This is a genomic window from Rothia sp. HMSC069D01 (assembly GCF_001810135.1).
In the GTDB taxonomy this organism is placed as follows: Bacteria; Actinomycetota; Actinomycetes; order Actinomycetales; family Micrococcaceae; genus Rothia.
Genome location: NZ_KV800108.1, coordinates 507,959 through 528,122, shown reverse-complemented (window position 1 = coordinate 528,122; position 20,164 = coordinate 507,959). Strand labels below are relative to the sequence as shown.

The 20,164-nt window shown below is 61.1% G+C and carries 13 protein-coding genes; 7 read left to right on the top strand and 6 right to left on the bottom strand.

Annotation, left to right across the window (positions count from 1 at the left end):
• Nucleotides 1-193 precede the first annotated feature (193 nt).
• Nucleotides 194-829: a dephospho-CoA kinase gene (coaE, locus tag HMPREF2710_RS06605; RefSeq protein WP_044150491.1), complete on the bottom strand. Its 636-nt coding sequence runs from the start codon at nt 827-829 to the stop codon at nt 194-196.
• Nucleotides 830-887: 58 nt separating this feature from the next.
• On the opposite strand from coaE, the gene HMPREF2710_RS06600 reads away from it, so the two are divergent.
• Together HMPREF2710_RS06600 and HMPREF2710_RS06595 are read left to right on the top strand one after the other, a co-directional pair.
• Nucleotides 888-1,574, top strand: coding sequence for an IMPACT family protein (locus HMPREF2710_RS06600; RefSeq protein WP_012903629.1), 687 nt, complete (start codon nt 888-890; stop codon nt 1,572-1,574).
• A gap of 209 nt (nt 1,575-1,783) precedes the next feature.
• Nucleotides 1,784-3,100 (top strand): 2-oxoglutarate dehydrogenase, encoded by a 1,317-nt coding sequence (locus HMPREF2710_RS06595; protein WP_070600227.1) that lies wholly within the window; start codon nt 1,784-1,786, stop codon nt 3,098-3,100.
• Nucleotides 3,101-3,282: 182 nt separating this feature from the next.
• Here HMPREF2710_RS06595 and HMPREF2710_RS06590 read toward each other — a convergent pair whose 3' ends face one another.
• From HMPREF2710_RS06590 to HMPREF2710_RS06580, 3 genes are all read right to left on the bottom strand, one after another.
• Nucleotides 3,283-4,428: an ABC transporter substrate-binding protein gene (locus HMPREF2710_RS06590; RefSeq protein WP_246824544.1), complete on the bottom strand. Its 1,146-nt coding sequence runs from the start codon at nt 4,426-4,428 to the stop codon at nt 3,283-3,285.
• A 140-nt stretch (nt 4,429-4,568) separates the two neighbouring features.
• Entirely contained in the window at nt 4,569-5,540 is a 972-nt protein-coding gene (locus tag HMPREF2710_RS06585; protein WP_012903626.1) for an ABC transporter ATP-binding protein, read from the bottom strand.
• On the bottom strand, nt 5,540-6,697 hold the full coding sequence (locus HMPREF2710_RS06580) for a FecCD family ABC transporter permease (protein ID WP_080973370.1): 1,158 nt from the start codon (nt 6,695-6,697) through the stop codon (nt 5,540-5,542). The genes HMPREF2710_RS06585 and HMPREF2710_RS06580 overlap by 1 nt, the downstream gene beginning before the upstream one ends.
• A gap of 438 nt (nt 6,698-7,135) precedes the next feature.
• Here HMPREF2710_RS06580 and uvrB point away from each other — a divergent pair, with 438 nt between their 5' ends.
• The 3 genes from uvrB to HMPREF2710_RS06565 all read left to right on the top strand — a co-directional run bounded on the left by uvrB (nt 7,136) and on the right by HMPREF2710_RS06565 (nt 11,778).
• Complete coding sequence (gene uvrB, locus HMPREF2710_RS06575; protein WP_070600225.1) at nt 7,136-9,304, top strand: excinuclease ABC subunit UvrB; 2,169 nt, start codon at nt 7,136-7,138, stop codon at nt 9,302-9,304.
• Between the two features lie 165 nt (nt 9,305-9,469).
• The gene (locus tag HMPREF2710_RS06570) at nt 9,470-10,249 is read left to right on the top strand and encodes an ornithinee aminotransferase (RefSeq protein WP_246824543.1); all 780 of its coding nucleotides are present in this window, start codon (nt 9,470-9,472) and stop codon (nt 10,247-10,249) included.
• Nucleotides 10,250-10,575: 326 nt separating this feature from the next.
• Nucleotides 10,576-11,778 carry a TerC family protein gene (locus tag HMPREF2710_RS06565; protein ID WP_070600219.1) on the top strand — a complete coding sequence of 401 codons (1,203 nt, stop codon included), beginning with the start codon at nt 10,576-10,578 and terminating at the stop codon, nt 11,776-11,778.
• A gap of 138 nt (nt 11,779-11,916) precedes the next feature.
• Here the strand turns inward: HMPREF2710_RS06565 and HMPREF2710_RS06560 are convergent, their stop codons facing one another.
• Together HMPREF2710_RS06560 and HMPREF2710_RS06555 are read right to left on the bottom strand one after the other, a co-directional pair.
• The gene (locus tag HMPREF2710_RS06560; protein WP_070600217.1) at nt 11,917-13,368 is read right to left on the bottom strand and encodes an alpha/beta fold hydrolase; all 1,452 of its coding nucleotides are present in this window, start codon (nt 13,366-13,368) and stop codon (nt 11,917-11,919) included.
• Between the two features lie 93 nt (nt 13,369-13,461).
• The gene (locus HMPREF2710_RS06555; protein ID WP_070600215.1) at nt 13,462-16,062 is read right to left on the bottom strand and encodes a DEAD/DEAH box helicase; all 2,601 of its coding nucleotides are present in this window, start codon (nt 16,060-16,062) and stop codon (nt 13,462-13,464) included.
• A gap of 394 nt (nt 16,063-16,456) precedes the next feature.
• On the opposite strand from HMPREF2710_RS06555, the gene HMPREF2710_RS06550 reads away from it, so the two are divergent.
• Together HMPREF2710_RS06550 and HMPREF2710_RS06545 are read left to right on the top strand one after the other, a co-directional pair.
• Complete coding sequence (locus HMPREF2710_RS06550; RefSeq protein ID WP_070600213.1) at nt 16,457-18,358, top strand: ABC transporter transmembrane domain-containing protein; 1,902 nt, start codon at nt 16,457-16,459, stop codon at nt 18,356-18,358.
• 1 nt (nt 18,359) lies between these two features.
• Nucleotides 18,360-20,108 carry an ABC transporter ATP-binding protein gene (locus HMPREF2710_RS06545; protein WP_070600211.1) on the top strand — a complete coding sequence of 583 codons (1,749 nt, stop codon included), beginning with the start codon at nt 18,360-18,362 and terminating at the stop codon, nt 20,106-20,108.
• Nucleotides 20,109-20,164: the final 56 nt, after the last annotated feature.

The following is a 20,164-nucleotide window of genomic DNA, read 5'->3' as shown; positions in this document are numbered from 1 at the left end:
CGCTCAGATGAGCACTCATCAGGCGTAATAGCCGATAGGTAGCCCCCGCGTGGGGTGCCTAGAGCAGGGGAACCCCCTCATCTCCCGTTTGGGAGGTGAGGGGGTTCTTTGCGTTATTGGGGGTTTGGGTCGGGGTGCGTGCCCGGTGTTGCTGTGCTCTGTATTGCTGTGCCCGGTGTTGTTGGGAAGGGTCTTAGGCGGCGGTCATCTGCTCCCAGACGGCGCGCACCTGCTCGGCGGTTTCCTCCAGCGAGCCGCCGTTATCGATAATCCAGGTTGCGACCGCCTCACGCTGCTCGTCGGTTGCCTGCGCGGCGATGCGGGCGCGTGCATCCTCCTCACTCATGCCGCGCGACGATACGAGGCGCTGCAGGCGAGTTGCCAGGGGAGTGCGCACCACGACCACGCCCTCAAAGGCGGACGGGTCGCCGGTCTCCACGAGCAGGGGAATATCCTCCAGCACCACGCCGCTGAACCCGGGTTCGGACTGCGCCTGCTCCACCAGTTGCGCGGCACGCTCACGAATAGCGGGATGCACAATCGCGTTCAGACGCAGGCGCGCCTGCTCATCATTGAACACGATACGCGCCAGGGCGGGGCGGTTGAGGCGGCCGTCCTCATCGAGCAGATGCTCGCCGAACTCCGCGACCGTGCGGGCGAGCACCGCCTCGCCGGGCTCCATGAGGGATCGGGAGATGGCGTCCGCATCCACCAGGAATGCGCCCTGCTCCACGAAGAGGGCGGCGATGGTGCTCTTGCCACTGCCGATACCGCCGGTGAGGGCGTAACGGCGCAGCGTGGTAGAAGCGGGGGAAGAAGGCTGGGACATGGACGGTGCTCCTGACGGGCTGTGCCACAATAGATAGGTACTGATTAGAGGAGGACACATGCAGGAAGAAACTCGCGCCAACCGATACCTTGTGCCGCGCGGCGATGAGCCCTATGAGAGCCTCCTCGAAATTAAGCGTAGCGAATTTATTGGTCACATCAAACGCGTGAGCACCGTTGAGGAGGCGCGCGCCTACATTGAGTCAGTGCGCAAGACCTACCACGATGCCCGCCACGTGTGTTCAGCGTTCATTATTGGTGCTGACCGCGATATTCAGCGTTCCTCCGATGATGGTGAGCCCGCCGGTACCGCCGGTGTGCCGATGATGCAGGCGCTGCTGGCGCGTCAGACCCGCGAGGACGGCACCACCGACCTGTCGGATGTGGTTGCGGTGGTCGTGCGCTATTTCGGTGGCATTAAGCTCGGCGCGGGCGGTCTGGTGCGTGCCTACACTGATTCGGTGGTGCAGACCCTGGATGGCGCGCTATTCGATTCGCGTGAGCGTCTGCGCGTGGGTAAGGTGCCCAGTTCGCATGCGGATGCTGGCCGCCTGGAGAATGAGATTCGTGCCGCCGGTCTGAACGTTCTGGGTACCGAGTATGGTGCGGAGGGCGCCACGATTTCCCTGGGTGTGTTTGACCGCCCGGAGGAGCTGGCGCGTGCCGAGGAGCTGGTGGTGAGCTTGAGTTCCGGTGCGGCGAGCGTGACCTGGGGGGACACGCAGTGGGTGGATTTGCCGGTCTAGGTTACCGGCCTCTAGATTCCCGGTCTTTGATTTCCGTTCCCAGAATTCCTCCTAGGTTTCCTAGCTAAAGCGCCTGCGTAAAGCTCTCAAAGCCTAAAAGATAGTCCAACCTTAGTTAATAGTTACTTGAACCCTAGTAATTGACTGTTTTTGTTGCTAGGGTAGAAGGAGTGCCAAAAGGCTTATCCAATATCTGAGGTCGTGAAAACGTGACGCAGCCGGGAACCTACCGAGAACAAGCAGGCAAAAACTCATCAGAGCAGTCCGCGGGCAGCCGCGGCGGCACCGCAACTCTCAACCGCCAGGGAGCGCGCCTCCCCACGAGGGGCACCGTCGAGCAGCTTGAACCCGCCACCGTCGCCCAGCTGCTTAACGCCTATCGCCAGCAGAACCTCGGCACCCTACTGAGCGTGCTCACGCAGCGTCCGGCAGAATTTGCTCGCCAGCTTGGCAGGCTCTGCCGCGTCTTCCCCGAACATGTTCACGCTATCGCCCAGGCGTTCGGCGCCGTGGGTCGTGCCCTGCCCATTGACGAGCTGGTGCGCCTGCACAACCGCTACTCTAACGCCGCCCGCGGAGTTGGCGAACACCTCAGCCTGGACAACTCCGGTGTGGCGCACATGGTTCAGAGCCCAGCACTGAGCCGTGAAGGTGCGGGCCACCTGCTCATGGCGATTGAACTCTGCCTCGCCGGCAGGATGCGCGGGCTCACCATCGCCATGCCCGCCACCGAGGCATTCACCCCGGCTGAGCAGGCGCCGAGCCTCGGATCCTGCAACCCCGCCCTGGACGGTGCCCTCAATGCTTTTGAACCGGCAGGCTGGGAGCCGTTCCCCCTGGATGGCAGCGAAGTGCTGCTCGCGACCGGTGTGCGCGATGTACCCGACGGCTATGAGCTGTCCCTCTGGCTGCTCGATGACGACTATCAGTGCCGCGCCCGCATTGAGCGAGGCGCCCCGCAGGTGTGCGTGGCAAGCTTCTACGATGAAGAAGTCATCACCCGAACCGTGGAAGAAACCGGGTCGGGTGAGGCCGGTCTGGTTGAGAACTACCGCGTGGAGGAATACGCGGAACTGGACTTCCTCAACGCCATGGACCGGCAGGTACGCTACGTGGCGGTCACCGCCGCTGTGGGGGAGCCGCTGTTGTCTGTGCTGAACGAGAAGAGCGCGGTGCCGAATAGTATTCCCGACCCTGCCGCTTTTGCGAATGGTGCGGGTGCCTCCCGGTTTGAGGGCAGCGCTCGCCCGGATATCCGCACCGCCGCCGTGGTCGGTAAGGGCCTGCGCACTATCAATCACCGCGGCATGCTGCCCGTGCTGGGTGTGCCGAACCGCACCGTGTGCGCCGTGATTGACCTGTACAAGCAGCGTATCTGCGTGCCCGGCGTGGGTATTCCGCGCGGGCTGAGCGTGGAGGATGAAGAGCGCACCATGCAGCTGATTTTGAGCGCCCTGAACGGGTACCTTCCGCTGACGAACCGGGCGCTGATGAGCCTCGCCGGAGCCACCGTGGAGGTGCGCTAACACTGCGGTCAACTAGCGTTGCCGTCAACTAGCACTGCGGCGCCCCACGGCTACAAACCAATAAAATACCGCCCGGAATCGTGCTGTGAGCACGGTTCCGGGCGGTACGTGTTCAACGAACTAGCCGGTCGCCAGGTGAGCTGCCGCCAGGCGAGCTAGTTGCCGGATTAGCTCGTTTCGGATTAGTTAGTTGCGGGGCCCTGACCATTGATGATGCGCTGCGCCTCATCCTCGGTCAGCTGGTAGCCGTAGAAGGTCGAGTAGAACTCGCGGGTTTCCTTCACCAGGTCAACGTCGGAGAACTTCTCGGGGTGGAACAGCTTTGCCGCCCACAGAATCTGCAGAGCCTCCTCAGCCGAGTAGCGGTCCCAGTTGAAGGTGCCGACCGGGTTCTTAACAATCTTGCCGTTCTTCACCGCCGGAACGTCAGCCCACGCGGCGTCAGCCTTGATCGCGTCAACGCCCTTCTGTGCATCCGCGCCGCCAATGATGATGTACTCCGGCTGCGAGGCAATGATCTGCTCCAGAGAAATGTTCTTCAGGTTCTCCACGCCGTCCAGGGAGTTCTTCGCACCCGAAAGCTTCATCCATTCACCAATTAGGGAGTTCGAGCCGTCCACCTTCGTCAGGTCAGAACCGCCCGCAATGTGTAGCACCTTCGGGGACTCGGTGACGCCCTGCAGGCGCTCCTTGATGAGGTTCTCGTTCTTCTCCAGATATGCCAGGTACTTCTCGGCACGCTCAATCGCCTCATCGGTACCGATGACCTCGGCGGTCAGCTCAACGGTGCGCTTCAAATCAGCGAAGTTCTGGAATTCCACGTGCACCGCCGGGATGCCCGCCTCAGTAGCCTTCGAAATCTGATCCTTCGAGGAGGCGAGTAGCACCTCCGGCTTATCGGCAAGCAGCTGCTCCATGTTCACGTCGGTGCCCTTCACCGGCGCGTCAACCTTCTCAATACCGGGGTACACCTGCTTAAACCACGCCAGAGACTTCACGGCAGTCGTGGTGGACACCAGCTTCTCAGCGCCGCCGAGCAACAGAACCACCTGGTTGTTTGCGTGCCACAGGTCAGCGATGCGCTCGGGGTTGGTCGGGACAGTGACCTCCTTGCCGTCAATGTCCTTAATGACCTTGGTGCCGTCACCGTTATCCTTCACGAAGAAGCTGGTGTGCTTCTTTGCGGAATTGCTCGAAGTCGAGACTGAGGTTGAGCTCGATGCGGAACCCGAGGAGGAGGCGGTGTTCGCTGCGCCGCAACCGGTCAGCGCAGCCAACAGGAGGGAAGTGGTCAGGGCAATGCCGGTGTGGAACTTCGTAATCTTCATGATGTGTCTTTCTGTGTCGACAGGGTGGGTGAATAACCCGGAGGCGGTTCGGGGAAGCGGCGCTCTAGGGGCGCGCCACCACAGCGGATGCGGCACCTCTACCGCATCTTCTGTATCTGGTTCAAACCGCCACCGGAAAACTAAAAGCTGTGGAGCCTCATATCGAGGCTCGTCATGTGCACGCTGGAACGACCCAGCTGTGGTGAATACACCACCGACAAATCTGTAGCGAAGGTGCGTGAGAGAACCTCGCTGGTGAGCACCTTGGAGGCGCGGCCCGTGAGCAGCTGAGCCGGCGCATGTGCAGATACCTGCGGCGTTGCGTTTGGCATGGTATCGGGCATATCGTGTACGCCAAGCAGGGCGACGGTCGCATCCAACAGGAGCGCGTGATCCGGATTGTGGGTCGTAAAAATAACCCCGTACCCGGCATCGCGCAGCTGCCGAATCTTGCGCAACACCTTCGCCTGATTCGCCACGTCCAGTGCACTCGTCGGCTCGTCCAGAACGATGAGCGGGGCGTCTTGCACCAGGGTTCGGGCAATACCTACCTGCTGACGCTGACCGCCGGACAGCTCATCCAGCGGGGAGTGCGCCAGGTCGAGCAGCCCCAGCTCCTCCATCACGGTATGCACCTGCTCACGGTCACGGCGCGAGGGTGAAGAGAACAACCCAATATAGGGTGCGCGACCCATCAGCAGGTACTCGGTCACGGTGTAGGAGATGCCGCGACCCTCCATCTGCGGAAGGTAGGCGATGCGGCGGGCACGCTCAGTCGCGGTCAAAGAATCCAGCGGCTCACCGCCCAGGTGAATGCTGCCCTCGGTGAGCGAATTTAAACCAATCAGGCAGTTCAACAGGGTGGACTTACCCACACCGTTGCGACCCAGAATGGCGAGGACCTCACCGCGTCGCACCTGCAGGTTCACGTTGCGGAAAATCCAGCGGCTGAAGCGGTGCCCGGAACGGTGCAGACCAGCGCGGTGATCCGTTCGGCGGCGCTTGATGTGCCCGCCCCGGTGGCCGTAACGGAAGCCCGCATCGTCCAGGTGCAGCAGAACCTCGGCGCTCGCATCCGTGCGGTGCTGAGTATAGGGAGTGGAAGACGACATTACTTCACCCGAACCTTTCCAAACAGCAGTAGCGCCACGTACAGGGGCGTGCCAATGAAGCCGGTCAGCACGCTCAGAGGAACCTCCGCGCTGGTGAGGCTACGCGCCAGGGTATCGACGAACATCATGAACGAAGCACCCATCAGCACGGACAGCGGCATGAGCTTGGTCGTGTCGCTACCAACCAGCAGGCGGCACAGGTGCGGAATGACCAAACCTACCCAAGAAATCGGGCCGCCAATGCATACGCTCGTCGCGGTCACCAGGGTTGCCAGCAGAATGGTGATACCGCGGGTGCGAGTCAGGTTAATGCCGAGGGTGCGCGCCTCATCGTCACCGAGCGAGAGGATATTGATGCGCCAACGCATCGCCAAGAGCAGCAGGATGCAGGGCGCCGCCACCAGCGCAAACTGGGTGAGTGCTTCTGCGCGTACGTCCTGCAGGGAGCCCATCTGCCAGAACACGATCTGCGCCAGCTGAGTTTCGGGGTTCGCAATGAACTTCAACGCACCGAGTGCGGCGGTGCCGAAGCCACCCACAATCACGCCCGAGAGCACCAGCATGAGCGTGGACTGATTCTTCAACAGGTGAGGAATACTCACGGTCAGCAGCACGGCGGCGAGACCACCGGCGAGGGCGGAACCCTGAATCGCGAGGCTCGTGCCCACACCCAGCAGAATGGCGGAGGCGGCACCCACCGACGCGCCCTGCGAAACACCCAGCAGGTAGGGGGAAACCAACGGGTTACGGAAAACTGCCTGGAAGGTGGCGCCCGCAATGGCGAGGGCGGCACCGATGAGCCCGGCGGCGAGCAGGCGCGGAATGCGCACGGTCAGCAGCATGTTTTCGGCGGGCTTGTAGACCTTTAAATCCATGCCGAACCAGTTCTTGCCGAGGATGCGGAAGAGCTCGTCCAGTTCGACCGGGTACCTGCCGGTGATGAGTGAGAGGTAGGTGACGCCCAGCAGAATGGCGAGGGCGATGAGCAGAATCAGCGGGTACGAGGACGCGAAGAGTGAGGACGCCAAGAGGGTACGGCGATGCTCGGTTTTGGCAACTAAGGTGGCAGCCGGTGTGCCGGTGGGGTTCGCCTCCGGGTTCGCTTCTGTGGATTCGTTCGGGGTTGCCTGTGAAGCTGTCTCCGTGGTCGTGCTCATGGAGTCCTTCCGTGCGCTCTTGTGGTCCCGTTCTGTCTGCGTGTGCGCTCTAAACATATGTGAGCCACATCAAGGAGGCAAAGGGTGCGGGTGCGGAGCGCCCGTCATAAGTCTTTATGTGTTGCCGCTTATCTTCTGCGGTGCGGCACCCGTGAGTGGCGGCGGCTGTGGGGGAGGGCGGCCACCCCTAAGAGCGCTGTTCCTAAGAGCACCGTCATCGTGCGGAAAATGCTCCCGCTCGCCTCCTGCCCGGTAGCGCAGATGAACCAGTCGAATACCTCTTATCTTTTGCGTCCTTTCTTTTATGAACTTGGGCACTTTCATGGTGATGGCTTGTTACCTGTCGTGTCTGTACTATTGCGCGTGATTATATTGCGCCAGCAGAAAAGGGTGACCAATCCGGGGGCGCGTCGGGCGGCTTTCCCCTAGGATGGATACATGAGTTATGCACCCCAGATTAACCGTGTTGTTGCCCCCTTTGAGGTAGTCAGCCCCTTCCAGCCTGCCGGCGACCAGCCCAAGGCTATTGCCGAGCTCACCGAGCGCGTGCAGAACGGCGAGAAAGACATTGTGCTGATGGGTGCCACCGGTACCGGTAAGTCCGCGACGGCCGCCTGGCTGATTGAGGCGGTGCAGCGTCCGACCCTGGTGCTCGTGCAGAACAAGACGCTGGCGGCGCAGCTGGCGAATGAGCTGCGCGAGCTGCTGCCGAATAACGCGGTCGAGTACTTCGTCTCGTACTACGACTACTACCAGCCCGAGGCGTACGTGCCGCAGACCGATACCTTCATCGAGAAGGACTCCTCCATCAATGAGGAGGTGGAGCGTCTGCGCCACTCGGCGACGAACTCCCTGCTGACTCGCCGTGACGTGGTGGTGGTTGCGACCGTGTCCTGCATTTACGGTCTGGGCACGCCCGAGGAGTACGTTGCGCAGATGGTGACTTTGCGTCGCGGTGAGGAGGTTGACCGCGACGAGCTGTTGCGCCAGTTCGTGGCGATGCAGTACGCGCGTAACGATATGGACTTTCACCGTGGCACGTTCCGTGTGCGCGGCGATACCGTCGAAATCATCCCCATGTACGAGGAGAACGCGATCCGCATTGAGTTCTTCGGCGATGAGATTGAGGCGATTTACACCCTGCACCCGCTGACCGGCGAGGTGATTCGCGAGGAAGAAGAAATGTATGTCTTCCCCGCAAGCCACTACATCGCCGGTGCCGAGCGTATGGCGAAGGCCATTACCTCCATTGAGGATGAGCTGCGCGAGCGCCTGCAGACCCTCGAATCTCAGGGCAAGCTGCTGGAGGCGCAGCGTCTGCGTATGCGCACCACCTACGACCTGGAAATGATGGAGCAGATGGGCTTCTGCAACGGCATTGAGAACTACTCGCGTCATATTGATGGTCGTGCCCCCGGCAGCGCCCCGAACTGTCTGCTGGATTATTTCCCGGATGATTTCCTGCTGATTATTGACGAGTCGCACGTGACGGTCCCGCAGATTGGTGCCATGTACGAGGGTGATATGTCCCGTAAGCGCACCCTGGTGGAGCACGGTTTCCGTCTGCCGTCGGCGATGGATAACCGCCCGCTGAAGTGGGAGGAGTTCCTGAAGCGTATCGGTCAGACGATTTACCTTTCGGCAACCCCGGGTAAGTATGAGCTGTCGCAGGCTGATGGTTATGTGGAGCAGATTATTCGCCCGACCGGCCTGATTGACCCGGAGATTGTGGTCAAGCCGACCAAGGGGCAGATTGATGATTTGCTCGAGGAGATTCGCGTGCGCGTTGAGCGTGATGAGCGTGTGCTGGTCACGACCCTCACCAAGCGCATGGCGGAGGATTTGACCGAGTACCTGCTGCAGCATGGCGTGAAGGTGCAGTATCTGCACTCTGACGTTGACACGTTGCGCCGTGTGGAGCTTCTGCGTGAGCTGCGCCTGGGTACCTTTGATGTGCTGGTTGGTATTAACCTGCTGCGTGAGGGCCTGGACCTGCCCGAGGTGTCCCTGGTTGCGATTCTGGATGCCGATAAGGAAGGCTTCCTGCGTTCGACCACTTCGCTGATTCAGACCATTGGTCGTGCGGCGCGTAATGTGTCCGGTCAGGTGCACATGTATGCCGATAAGATTACGGATTCTATGCGCGTGGCGATTGACGAGACGAACCGCCGCCGCGAGATTCAGCAGGCGTACAACCGTGAGCACGGCATTGACCCGCAGCCTCTGCGGAAGAAGATTGCCGATATTACGGATGTTCTCGCCCGGGAGGAAGAGGACACCCGCGAGCTTCTGCAGCTGCGTAAGAGCGGTAAGAAGGGCGCTCGCACGGTGAGTGCGGGTGCGAAGACTGGTTCTGCGACCTCGTCGAAGATTGCCACGAGCACCCCGGAGTCGGAGGAGCTTCTCGCCCGTGCGGAGGCGCGCGTTCGTGCCGACGGCCTGGCTGCGGCACCCGCTGAGGATCTGCTGGATTTGATTGAGCAGATGAACGAGCAGATGCGTGTGGCGGCGGAGAACCTGCAATTTGAGCTGGCGGCGCGTCTGCGTGATGAGCTTGCCGATTTGAAGAAGGAGCTGCGCCTGATGAAGGAGGCGGGTCACGCCTAAACCCGGTGTTCTAAGCCCGGCGTTTAGGGGCCGACGTGGGTTTTTCGCCATGAGGTAACTCATTGTTCATGAAGTTCTACTGAGTGCAGATACATGCTGTACACTATCAAGGTGTTTTACGTGTCAAATAAAACCTTGATGCTTCCGAACGATAAAGAAAAATCTGTGACTATTTCTCATAACTCTTCAGACGCACACACCACGGGAGCTCGTTCCGTTACCCGCCGCAACCTCACCCGCGGCGCGCTTTGGGCTGTGCCCGCTATTGCCGCCTCCACGGCGGTACCCGCATTCGCTGCTTCGGCTGATGATTGCAAGACGGTACACGGCCCGGACTTCACCCAGGTCGGTGGCTGGATGATCACCAATCCCGCCAGTGGCGCCCTGCAGTCGCGCACCAAGAACAAGCCCGTGACTGCGCCGGAGACCGGTCAGGCGTGGTGGTCCATGGAGAATGCAACCTCCCCGAACCCCGCAACGATCCGCCTCATGTCAGTGTACGAGGCGACTCACGGCCCCGAGGGCGACCTCAACCTGAACTGCGGTGAGTTCGTGATGACCTACAACGTATCCGCCCTGGAGGCGACGACCGGCACCACGCACCTGCACCCGTCCATGGACATTTACCTCTTCTCGCCCGAGGGTAAAATCATTGACCGCCAGATTTTCACGACTGACCCGACCGGCAAGGCAACCGTCATGACCCGCAACGGCAAGACTCAGACCGTTCAGGGCCAGGTCATTCCCTTCGCGTCGAGCGTGAATGATAAGGCGACTGGCATCTCCGCGCGTTTTGCGTTGCGTGGCAATACGCTCATGGAAGGCATGTACCAGTTCGAGGTGGTTATTACCGTCCCGACGATTCGTGAGAACGGCACGCTTGATACGAACAAGCAGGTCAATGCGATTGCGTTCACCCCGCCGACCTTCAACATGGTCTCCTAACTGAATGAAAAGTAGCCCTCCCCGTAATAGTTCACGGGGAGGGCTACACAGAGTGTATTCATCACATAGAACGCCGCATCCGATGGGATAACCCTGCCGGATGCGGCGTTTCGGTGTGCCTCGCTCCCGAAAACCCTCCGGAGGGGCTCCTGTGCGAAAACCTCAACCTGCTGTATAATCGTTCACCGAGCAAGGGAGTATCCCACCAATCGACTCATCGTCAGCACGTTAGCCGAAGGCGCCTAACCGGTGAATCGAGCCGACCTCCATTCAGATCGGCGGGAGAGACTTGTGGTCCTGTACGCACACCACAAGAAAGGCTCCCCATGGAAGTTACCGGGTTGCAATGGTTGGTTACTATTCTCATCATCGCGGGTCTATTGGCCTTCGACTTCGTGTTCCACGTCCGTAAGGCGCACGAACCCTCCGTCAAGGAAGCGGCCATCTGGTCGAGTATTTACATCAGCATCGCGCTGCTGTTTGGTTTGTACATTTTCGTGACGAACGGCCCCTCCGCCGCCACCGAATTCTACGCAGGCTACATCACCGAAGAAGCTCTCTCGGTCGATAACCTCTTCGTCTTCATGATCATTATGGGCACCTTCCGCGTTGCCCGTGAGAATCAGCAGAAGGTCCTGCTCTTCGGTATCGTCTTCGCTATCTTCGCCCGCGGTGCGTTCATCTTCGCCGGCGCAGCAATCATCAACTCCTTCGCCTGGGTGTTCTACATCTTCGGCCTGGTCCTGCTCATGACCGCAGGTAACCTGCTCAAGGACGAAATCACCGAAGGCGACGGCGACGACGAAGCGGACAACATCATGGTCCGCCTCGCCAAGAAGTACCTGAAGACCAGCGACCACTTTGACGGTGACAAGCTCTTCACCATCGAAAACGGCAAGCGCGTCATGACCCCCATGATGCTCGTCATGGTCGCTATCGCGGGTTCCGACCTGCTCTTCGCGCTCGACTCGATCCCCGCGATCTTCGGCCTCACCCAGTCCGTCTACATTGTGTTCACGGCGACCGCGTTCTCCCTCATGGGTCTGCGCCAGCTGTACTTCCTCATTGACGGCCTGCTGGACCGCCTCGTCTACCTCTCCTACGGCCTGGCGACCATCCTCGCGTTCATTGGTGTGAAGCTCATCCTGCACGCAATGCACGAGAACAACCTGCCGTTCATCAACCACGGCGAGCCCGTGCACGTTGTGGAGATTACCACCGAAATGTCGCTGATGGTCATTGTGGGTGTTCTGATTATTACCGTGCTTGCTTCGCTGCTCAGCCCCAAGGGCCGCGCACTGCAGACCATCCAGCGTGTTCAGGCGCTCTCCGAGAAGTACCTGGCACTGCCCGAGGACGCACCTGCCGCCGAGCGTGCAGACATCACCGCTCGCTGGCAGCGGGAAACCAAGAAGCTCAACGCCATTCCCGCCAAGCTGCGTGAAGAGCTGATTGAGAAGGAAGACGAATACCACGCCCTCGTGATGCGTGCCCGCACCGCACAGGATGCGCACTCTTCCTCCAAGTAGTTACTGAGCCTGCGGCCTCGCCAGGCTAAGCGCTCACACGAAAGCCCCTCACACCGGATCAACCGGGGTGAGGGGCTTTCGCTGTATCAAAATATATTCGGGGATATACCCGGGGCAGAATGACTACCCGGCGAAGAATTACTGGTTGTGAACCTCAGCCAGCATGTTCTTCAGGTGACCCAGAATGGTCAGCGGGTCAGAACCGAAACCGTCATGGTGGTGGGTCTTCGAAGTCCACACGTGGGTGTTACCGACCCAGCGAGCGGTCTCCATGGAGTGCTCAAAATCCACGTACACGTCCGGGTTGTACGCCGCAGCCACCACGGGAACCTCGTTCTTGTGCAGCTGTGCGTGGTCGTACAGGCGACCCCAGTCCTTCTTCTCAGCCAGCAGGTTAGCAACCTCAGCCAGCGGACGCAGGGAAGGATCCTCCTCGTAGTACCAGGGGAAGATGTGCTCGCCGGTGAAGAGCAGACGATCCGCATCCGGTGCGAACTCGGGGCGGGAAGCCGCCACGCGAGCAGCAGACCAGTTGGTCGGAGCGGGCGAGGGGGAGATGGTGTAGCCGGGGATGCCGGGCAGAACGCCGTCGGAGGGGCCGTCAGCGTAAATGGTCTCGTGCATCAGGGCGTACAGCGGGTTCGCCTGGAAGGTCACCTCAGCACCCATAGCGGTCAGGAACTGATCGGACAGGTGGTCGTTACCCTCAGCGAAAGCAGTCTCCAGGAAGTAGTGCAGACCGCGCTCGCGCCAGCGGCCACCCAGGAAATGGCCGGCCATCTGGAAGCGGTGGTCGGTCAGACGCTCACCGGTGGGCAGGTACTCCTTGTGGGTGCGCAGGTGCTCAGCAATGCGGGTAGCGAGCTCAGCGTCCTCGGGGAACCAGCTGTAGTACTCCTCAACACGTTCCTTCATGCGGTCGAAGGTGTGCTGGTAGACGTTATCCACGGAGGTACGAATCGGTGCCAGGCCCGCGGTGATGCGGCAGTCACGCAGCGACTGAGGTGCGAACGACAGGTAGGACAGGGTCAGGAAGCCACCGAAGGACTGACCAATGGTGGACCAGCGCTTGTCGGCACGGTCAGCCAGCAGCACCTCGCGGACAGCCTCCGCGTCAGCGATGATGGAGTCCGCACGGAACAGCTCAGTGTACTCAGCCTGAACCTGCGCGTCACCCACAGCGGTGATGTTGCGAGCAGACAGCGGGGAAGACATGCCGGTACCGCGCTGATCCAGAAGAACCACGCGGTGAGTCTTCGCCAGCTCAGCAATCCAGCCGCCAATAGAGCCGGTCTTCGGCGAACCGAAACCGGGGCCGCCCTGCAGGTACACAATGTAAGGACGCTTATCAGCCGAAACGGTCAGAGTCTCGTTGGTACTCACGACCTCGCGGGCGAACACGGTGATGGTCTGGTCCGCGAAACGGGAGGAGAGAGCGGCATCCTTGCCCTTGGAGAAAATCAGACCGTGGGTCAGGGGAACCTGGAACCAGTGGTCGGTAATCTCGTAGCCGTCGTGCTTGACGACCGAACCCTTGCGGTACTCAACCTTGGGAAGCGAAGAAACGGTCAACGGTGAACCTTCTTTCATTCAAATAGATAGATACTCTGTATTCTAGCCCACTACGGGCAACATCGTGGCAGAGCCTCGGGCGGAGTCTCAATCGGAGTCTCAATTGGAGCCTTAGAACTCGCCCACGCTCAGAATCTTCAGCACCGGGTAGCCCGCCTCATCGGAGGCCGCCAAATCAACCTCGGCACGAATACCGAAGTCAAAGTTATCTTCGGGGTCGGCGAAGCTCTGCTGAACCTTCCATACGCCCGGGTGAGCGGCGGTGTCCTCGTCCATGCTGACCAGGCGAGGCGAGCGCGCGTCGGCGTCCGTGTAGATATCGTCGTAGGTGTCGAAGTAGTCGTCCATGGCGTCCGCCCAGCGGTCGGCATCCCAGCCGCACCACTCGTCCAGGGCACCCAGGGCGCGGTCACGCTCCTCAGCGAAGAGCTCCACACGGCGGAAGAGGGCGTTGCGCACCATCACGCGGAAGGCGCGCAGATTCTTCGTCACGGCGGGAGGCTCTTCCTCCTCGATGGAGGCGTGCTCGGCTGCAACGGTCGCGGTGTCTTCGCCGGCAGCCAGCTTCTCCCACTCGTCCACCAGGGAGGAGTCGGTCTGGCGTACCAGCTCGCCGAGCCACTCGATGATGTCGTCGAGCTCGTCGGTCACGGCAGAATCGGGGATGGTGTGGCGCAGCGCCTTGTACGCGTCAGAGAGGTAGCGCAGAAGTACGCCCTCGGCGCGTTCCAGCGAGTAGTACTGCACGAAGTCGTTGAAGCCCATCGCGCGTTCGTACATGTCACGCACGATCGACTTGGGGCGCGGCTCAAAACGTGCAACCCACGGTGCGGACTGCTTGTAGGTCGTGTACGCCTGATCAATGAGTTCCGCCAGAGGCTGCGGGTAGGTGACCTTGTCCAGCTCGTTCATGCGTTCGGTGTAGTCCACACCGTCCGCCTTGAGCTGCGCCGACAGCTCGTTCTTCGCCTTGCGTTCCTGCGCGTACAGCACCTGGTTCGGCGAATCCAGGGTCGCCTCAATGAGGGAGAGCGCGTCCAGCGCGTAGCTGGGGGATTCGGGGTCGAGCAGTTCCAGCGCGGCGACCGCAAAAGCGGACAGCGGCTGGTTCAGGGCAAAGTTATCCTGCAGGTCTTCGGTCAGACGCAGGTAGGAGCCGTGCTCGTCCGGGGTGTTGGTTCGCTCAATCACGCCGCCGGTCAGCAGCTCCTTGTAGATGCCAATTGCCTTGCGCAGCAGCTCGCGGCGGCGCGCAGGGCTCTCGTGGTTCTCCTGAATGATGCGGTACGCGGCAATGACCGGGTTCTCCGGGCGGTGCATCAGGTTCAGCAGCATCGAGTGGGTGATGTCGAAGGAGGAAGTCAGCGGCTCCGGGGCGGCTTCTACCAGCTGGTCGAAGGTCTTCTCGGACCAGCCAACGAAGCCTTCCGGCGCCTTCTTACGCTTGGAGGACAGCGACTGGTTAATGCGCTTGGTGTCGTCACCGAACTTCGCCTGCGCCTTCGCCAGCAGGCGCGCGTTCTCAATATCGTGCTCGGGAGCCTGAACCACCACGGTGCCGGCGGTATCAAAACCGGCGCGGCCCGCGCGTCCAGCAATCTGGTGGAACTCGCGGGCACGCAGACGACGGCTACGGGCACCGTCAAACTTCGACAGCGCCGTAATCAGCACGGTACGAATCGGCACGTTAATACCCACGCCCAGGGTGTCGGTACCGCAAATCACCTTGAGCAGACCCTCCTGAGCCAGCTGCTCCACGAGGCGGCGGTACTTGGGCAGCATGCCCGCGTGGTGAATACCGATACCGGCACGCACCAGCTTATTCAGCGCCTTACCGAAGCCCGGACCGAAACGGAACTTAGCAATCAGCTCGGAGATGCGTTCCTTATCTTCCTTCGAAGCAATAGCCACCGACAGCAGCGCGTTCGCCTGCTCCAGCGCCGCCTTCTGCGAGAAGTGCACAATGTAGACCGGAGTCTGCTTGGTCTGCACGAGCTCCTGCACCGTCTCCTGAACCGGGGTGGTGGAGTAGTAGAAATGCAGCGGAATGGGACGCTCAGAATGCGCCACCAGGTCACTTTCACGACCGGTCAGCGCCGTCATCTCCTCCTGGAAGCGAGTCGTATCGCCCAGGGTTGCGCTCATCAGCAGGAACTGCGCCTGCGGAAGCTCCAGCAGGGGAAGCTGCCACGCCCAGCCGCGCTGCGGGTCAGAGTAGAAGTGGAACTCGTCCATGATGACCTGGCACAGGTCCGCATCCTTACCCTCGCGCAGGGCAATATTGGCGAGAATTTCCGCGGTGCAGCAGATAATGGGCGCCTCCGTATTAATGGCGGAGTCGCCGGTAATCATGCCCACGTTCTCGGCACCAAAAATATTAATCAGGTCGAAGAACTTCTCAGACACCAGCGCCTTAATGGGGGCGGTGTAGTAGGAACGCTGACCGGTCGCCAGGCCCGTAAAATGCGCGGCAACAGCCACAGTGGACTTACCCGAACCGGTCGGGGTTGCCAGCACCACGTTATGTCCGGCGGCAATGCTCAGAACAGCCTCGTCCTGGGCGGGGTACAGGGTCATGCCGCGGGTTGAAATCCACTCGGTGAACGCCTCATAGATTTCTTCGGCGGTGAGGGGGTTGACCTTGAAATCGCGTCGATTGTAATCGCCGGGGTTCTCGCCCAGCGAGGGAGAAAGAAAATTCAAAATACTCATGAGGATTCCAGTCTATCGGGAATAGGGCGGACGCGGGGGCGTTATCGTTACGAGGGAACAACTCGGCATAGGTGCAAAGTCGCGTGCTCTAATGCGGGAAAACCTAAAGTTCAGGTAGGGTGGAATAAAGCGTTTTAGATGCAGTGATGCACAACCTGGCGCTCAGAAGGTCAAAGGCACAGGGCTCCACACTGCAGAGCCTCACACCGCAGGGTTCCATGCCGCATAAATTACCGCCTAGGTTCAAGTCCGCCGATTGATGCCGGACCATACTGTGCGGTCGATACACGCCCCAAAATACGTTGCATAAATGACGACACGCCCATCTATTGCGTAAATAGTGTTGCGTGCCACATTGATAAAGGAATAGGGTAAGAGAAAGGAGAGACGTTGAATGACTGAATACAACGCTGACAAGGCACAAGAAAACGCCGCGCGTGAAGAAGCTACGCATGAAGAATCCATGCATAACAAAACCACGCAGGAAAAAGCCGCTCAGAAGAAAACTGCGCAGAAAAAAGCTGCACAGGAAGTAACCGGTAGCGAACAGCGCAAGGCAGAAGAGGAAGCCCTCAAAAAGCGCCTCGCCCTGCGCGTCACCGCACCCGGATACAAATACCCCTGGCACCGCTGGGCAATCCCCGTCGCGGGTGAAACCACCGCGGGTACCGGTGCGATTCTTATCCCCGTCATGGTGGGTCAATTCATCAACCAGCACATCGCCGGCAAAGCCCCCGACGCCTGGCCCATGTTCTGGGTGGTCGTCGCAGCCATCACCTTCATCGTGATTAATGAGTTCTTCGGCTGGGGCACCTCCATGACCCTCAGCGCGGAACTTAGCCGCGACTGGCGTATCTACATCAACCGGCTCATGGGGCGCACCCGCGCTGGCGTAGACTCCGGCGAAGCGGTCACCGTCATGAACAAAGACGTACGCCGCATTACGGATGTCTACTTCTCACTGCCGCTATTCGTCAACGCCATGATCATCGCGACCCTCGGTGCCGTGCAGCTCTGGCTGATCAACCCCGCCACCGCGATTGTCACCCTCATCGGCACGATTATCGTGGTTAGCGTTATCGCCTGGTACTCGACCTTCCTCGAATCCAAGATCGGCGAATACCGCGAAAAGGACGGCGAAGCCTCCTCACGCGCCTCCGACATCGCCACCGGTCTGCGCACCATCGCCGGCCTCGGCGCCGAAGAGCAGATGCGTGAACGCTACCACCGCGGCACCGACGAAGTTTTCGACAGCTACATGCGCTACGAAAAGACGCACCGCTGGATGTTCCTCATCCGCGCGCTGCTCGGCGGTGCCGTGACCCTGCTCGGCATCGGCTTTGCCCTCACCGGCCACGTCGAAAACGGCCGCTGGGTATCCGACACACCCGCCGCGTCCCTGGTGACCGTCGCCTCCATTATCGCGATGATGGGCGGCCCCATCTGGATTACCCAGAACTTCCTCACCGCATGGCGATACGCCAAGATTGCGCTCGCCAAGGTCGCCCGCCTCGAAGGTCACGCGGGCGTACGCCAGGGCGTGCTGAAGAGCCCGCGCACCGACGAAGAAATGGCGCAGCTGGCACGCGCCGAACAGGCAGTCGAGGCGAGCACCCTCGAGGTGCCCGTACCCGTCGCCCCCGCCGGTGCAAGCAACCCGCGCATCGTGTACGTCAACCCGCGCGACTACAACCTCACCGCGCAGGACTACGCCGAGGCGCTTGCCCGCACCCTGCGACGCGGGGGAGAGGACCTCAAGGACGCAACCGGCCGCCGCGTGCTGCTGAGCGAACCGAACCCCATGATTTTCGCGGGAACCCTGCAGGAGCACCTGCGCCTGGGCACCGTGCCGAACCCCGACGAGGAGCTGGCACAGGCAAAGGATGAGGAGCTGCTGAAGATTACCGACTCCCGCGAAATCGCCTACCGACTGGGCGGACGCAACCCCGAAGACTACTTCGCCGCCCGCATCACCAGCGAAGGCGCGAACCTCTCCGGCGGTCAGCGTCAGCGTCTGGCACTTGCCCGCGCGCTCGCACAGGATGCGCAGGTGCTCATCCTGACCGAGCCGCTGAACTCCGTGGACGAACCCAGCCAGCGCTACATCTACGATGCGATGGAAACCCAGGTCGGTAGCGACCGCCTGCCCGTCGGCTACCCCGGCCTGCTACAGGATATGAAGCAGGTCTACGTTGTCTCCACGACCGCGGAGACGACCCGCCGCATGGAACGCGACGGCTACCCCGTCGCTCAGGCAGAAACCCCCGCAACCACTCAGAATCAGGAGGTGAACTAGCATGGCAAAGCAGCTCCCCATCGAAACCCCCGCCTACGTGGCACGCCGCATGTGGAACTACCTCGCGGCGCATAAGGGGCGAGCCCTCTACACCTTCGTCATCTACATGGTCAGCACCCTCATGGGTGCGGTGGTGCCCCTGCAGATTGGTGCCACCGTGGACGACGTGGTGGCGGGCAAGTTCTCCAGCTACCCGTGGCAGCCGATTCTGATTATCCTGGCGGCATTCATCGTGCAGGCGATAACCCTCATGGTCTCCTCGTACAGTGCGGCGCGACTGGGTGCGCTCGTCACCCGTGACGCCAACCAGGACACCCTCGACGGCACCCTCGACCTGGACGCACGCACCGTGGAAGAAGCCGGCAGCGGCGACCTGCTCACCCGCGTGACCGACGACCTCTCCTCGGCAGCAAAATCCGTCAGTGAGGACCTGCTCGGCGCGATTTACGTGCTGCTGTACTTCATTATCTCTACGCTCTCCCTGGCGTTTGTGAGCCCCGCAATGGGTCTGATTATGCTGCCCATGATTGCCGGTCTTGCCCTCATCATGTCGAAGATGCTACCGCTCATGGCGGCACGCAACCAGACCGCTCAGGAGCGCGTGAGCGACCTCAACAGCGTGCTGACCGAGAACATTCGCGGCACCTCCACAATCCGTGAGCTGGGCATTCATACCGCCCGTGAAGACGCCTTCGCCGGCGAGAACAAGCGCCAGTTCGCCGCGCAGCTGGGCATGGTGCGCATCCGCCAGCTGTACTTCACCGTGGACGCTATCAACGCCTGGATCCCCACGGTTCTGTGCATGCTCTGGGGTGCCGCCTGCGTGGCTCTCGGCTGGGCAAGCTGGGGCGCCGTAGCGACCGCCTCGGTCATGGTTTTCAGCCTGCGAACCCTCGCCGACATGCTGAACCACCACGTCAGCAGCCTGCGCATCATGCTCGTGAACATGGGCCGCGTGTTTGGTGTGGTCTCCCTGGCGAAGAAGCAGCGTGAGGAGCGCGCACAGCACCGGGCCGAGGCCTTCTCCAAGGTGTTGGATGAAGCCGTGAAGAACCCGGAGTACGCCATTGACTGCACCGACGTCTCCTACGGCTACTCCCCGGACGCCCTGGTGCTTGAAGGCATCAACCTGAAGATTCGCCGCGGTGAGGCGCTCGCCCTGGTGGGTCGTTCCGGTTCGGGTAAGACCACCCTGGCGCGTCTGATTGGTGGTTCGCTGACCGCCCTGGAGGGCACCATCACCGTGATGGGTCGCCCGGTTGGTCACGGCGACTTCCCGACCGATGCCGCCGCCGATGGCCGCCCCCGACTGCTGGTCTGCACCCAGGAGGCACATGTCTTCTTCGGCACCCTCGCCGATAACTTCACGGTGGTCGTGCCGGATGCAACCGTCGAGCAGATGGGCGAGGCGCTGGACGCTATCGGTGCCCGCTGGTGGCGCGACCTGCCGCAGGGCATGGATACTGTCGTGAGCGGCGCGGATTCGCCGCTGACTCGCGACCAGATTCAGCAGCTGGCGCTGGCACGTATTGTGCTTGCTGACCCGCACGCCGTGATTCTGGACGAGTCCACCACTCAGCTGGAGCTCGCGGACGCAACCGAGTCCCTGAGCGCCGTGCTGGCGAACCGTGCGGTGCTGATTATTTCGCACGATGCGCGTATCGCCTCGCTGGCTGACCGTGCGGTCCTGCTGCACGAGGGCAGGATCATTGCGGAGGGTTCACCGGCAGAGATTTTCGCCCTCACCTAAGCTCTGGCCTAGCCCGGTGGATATGCCCGGCGATATGTCCGGCTGATAGTGCCCGG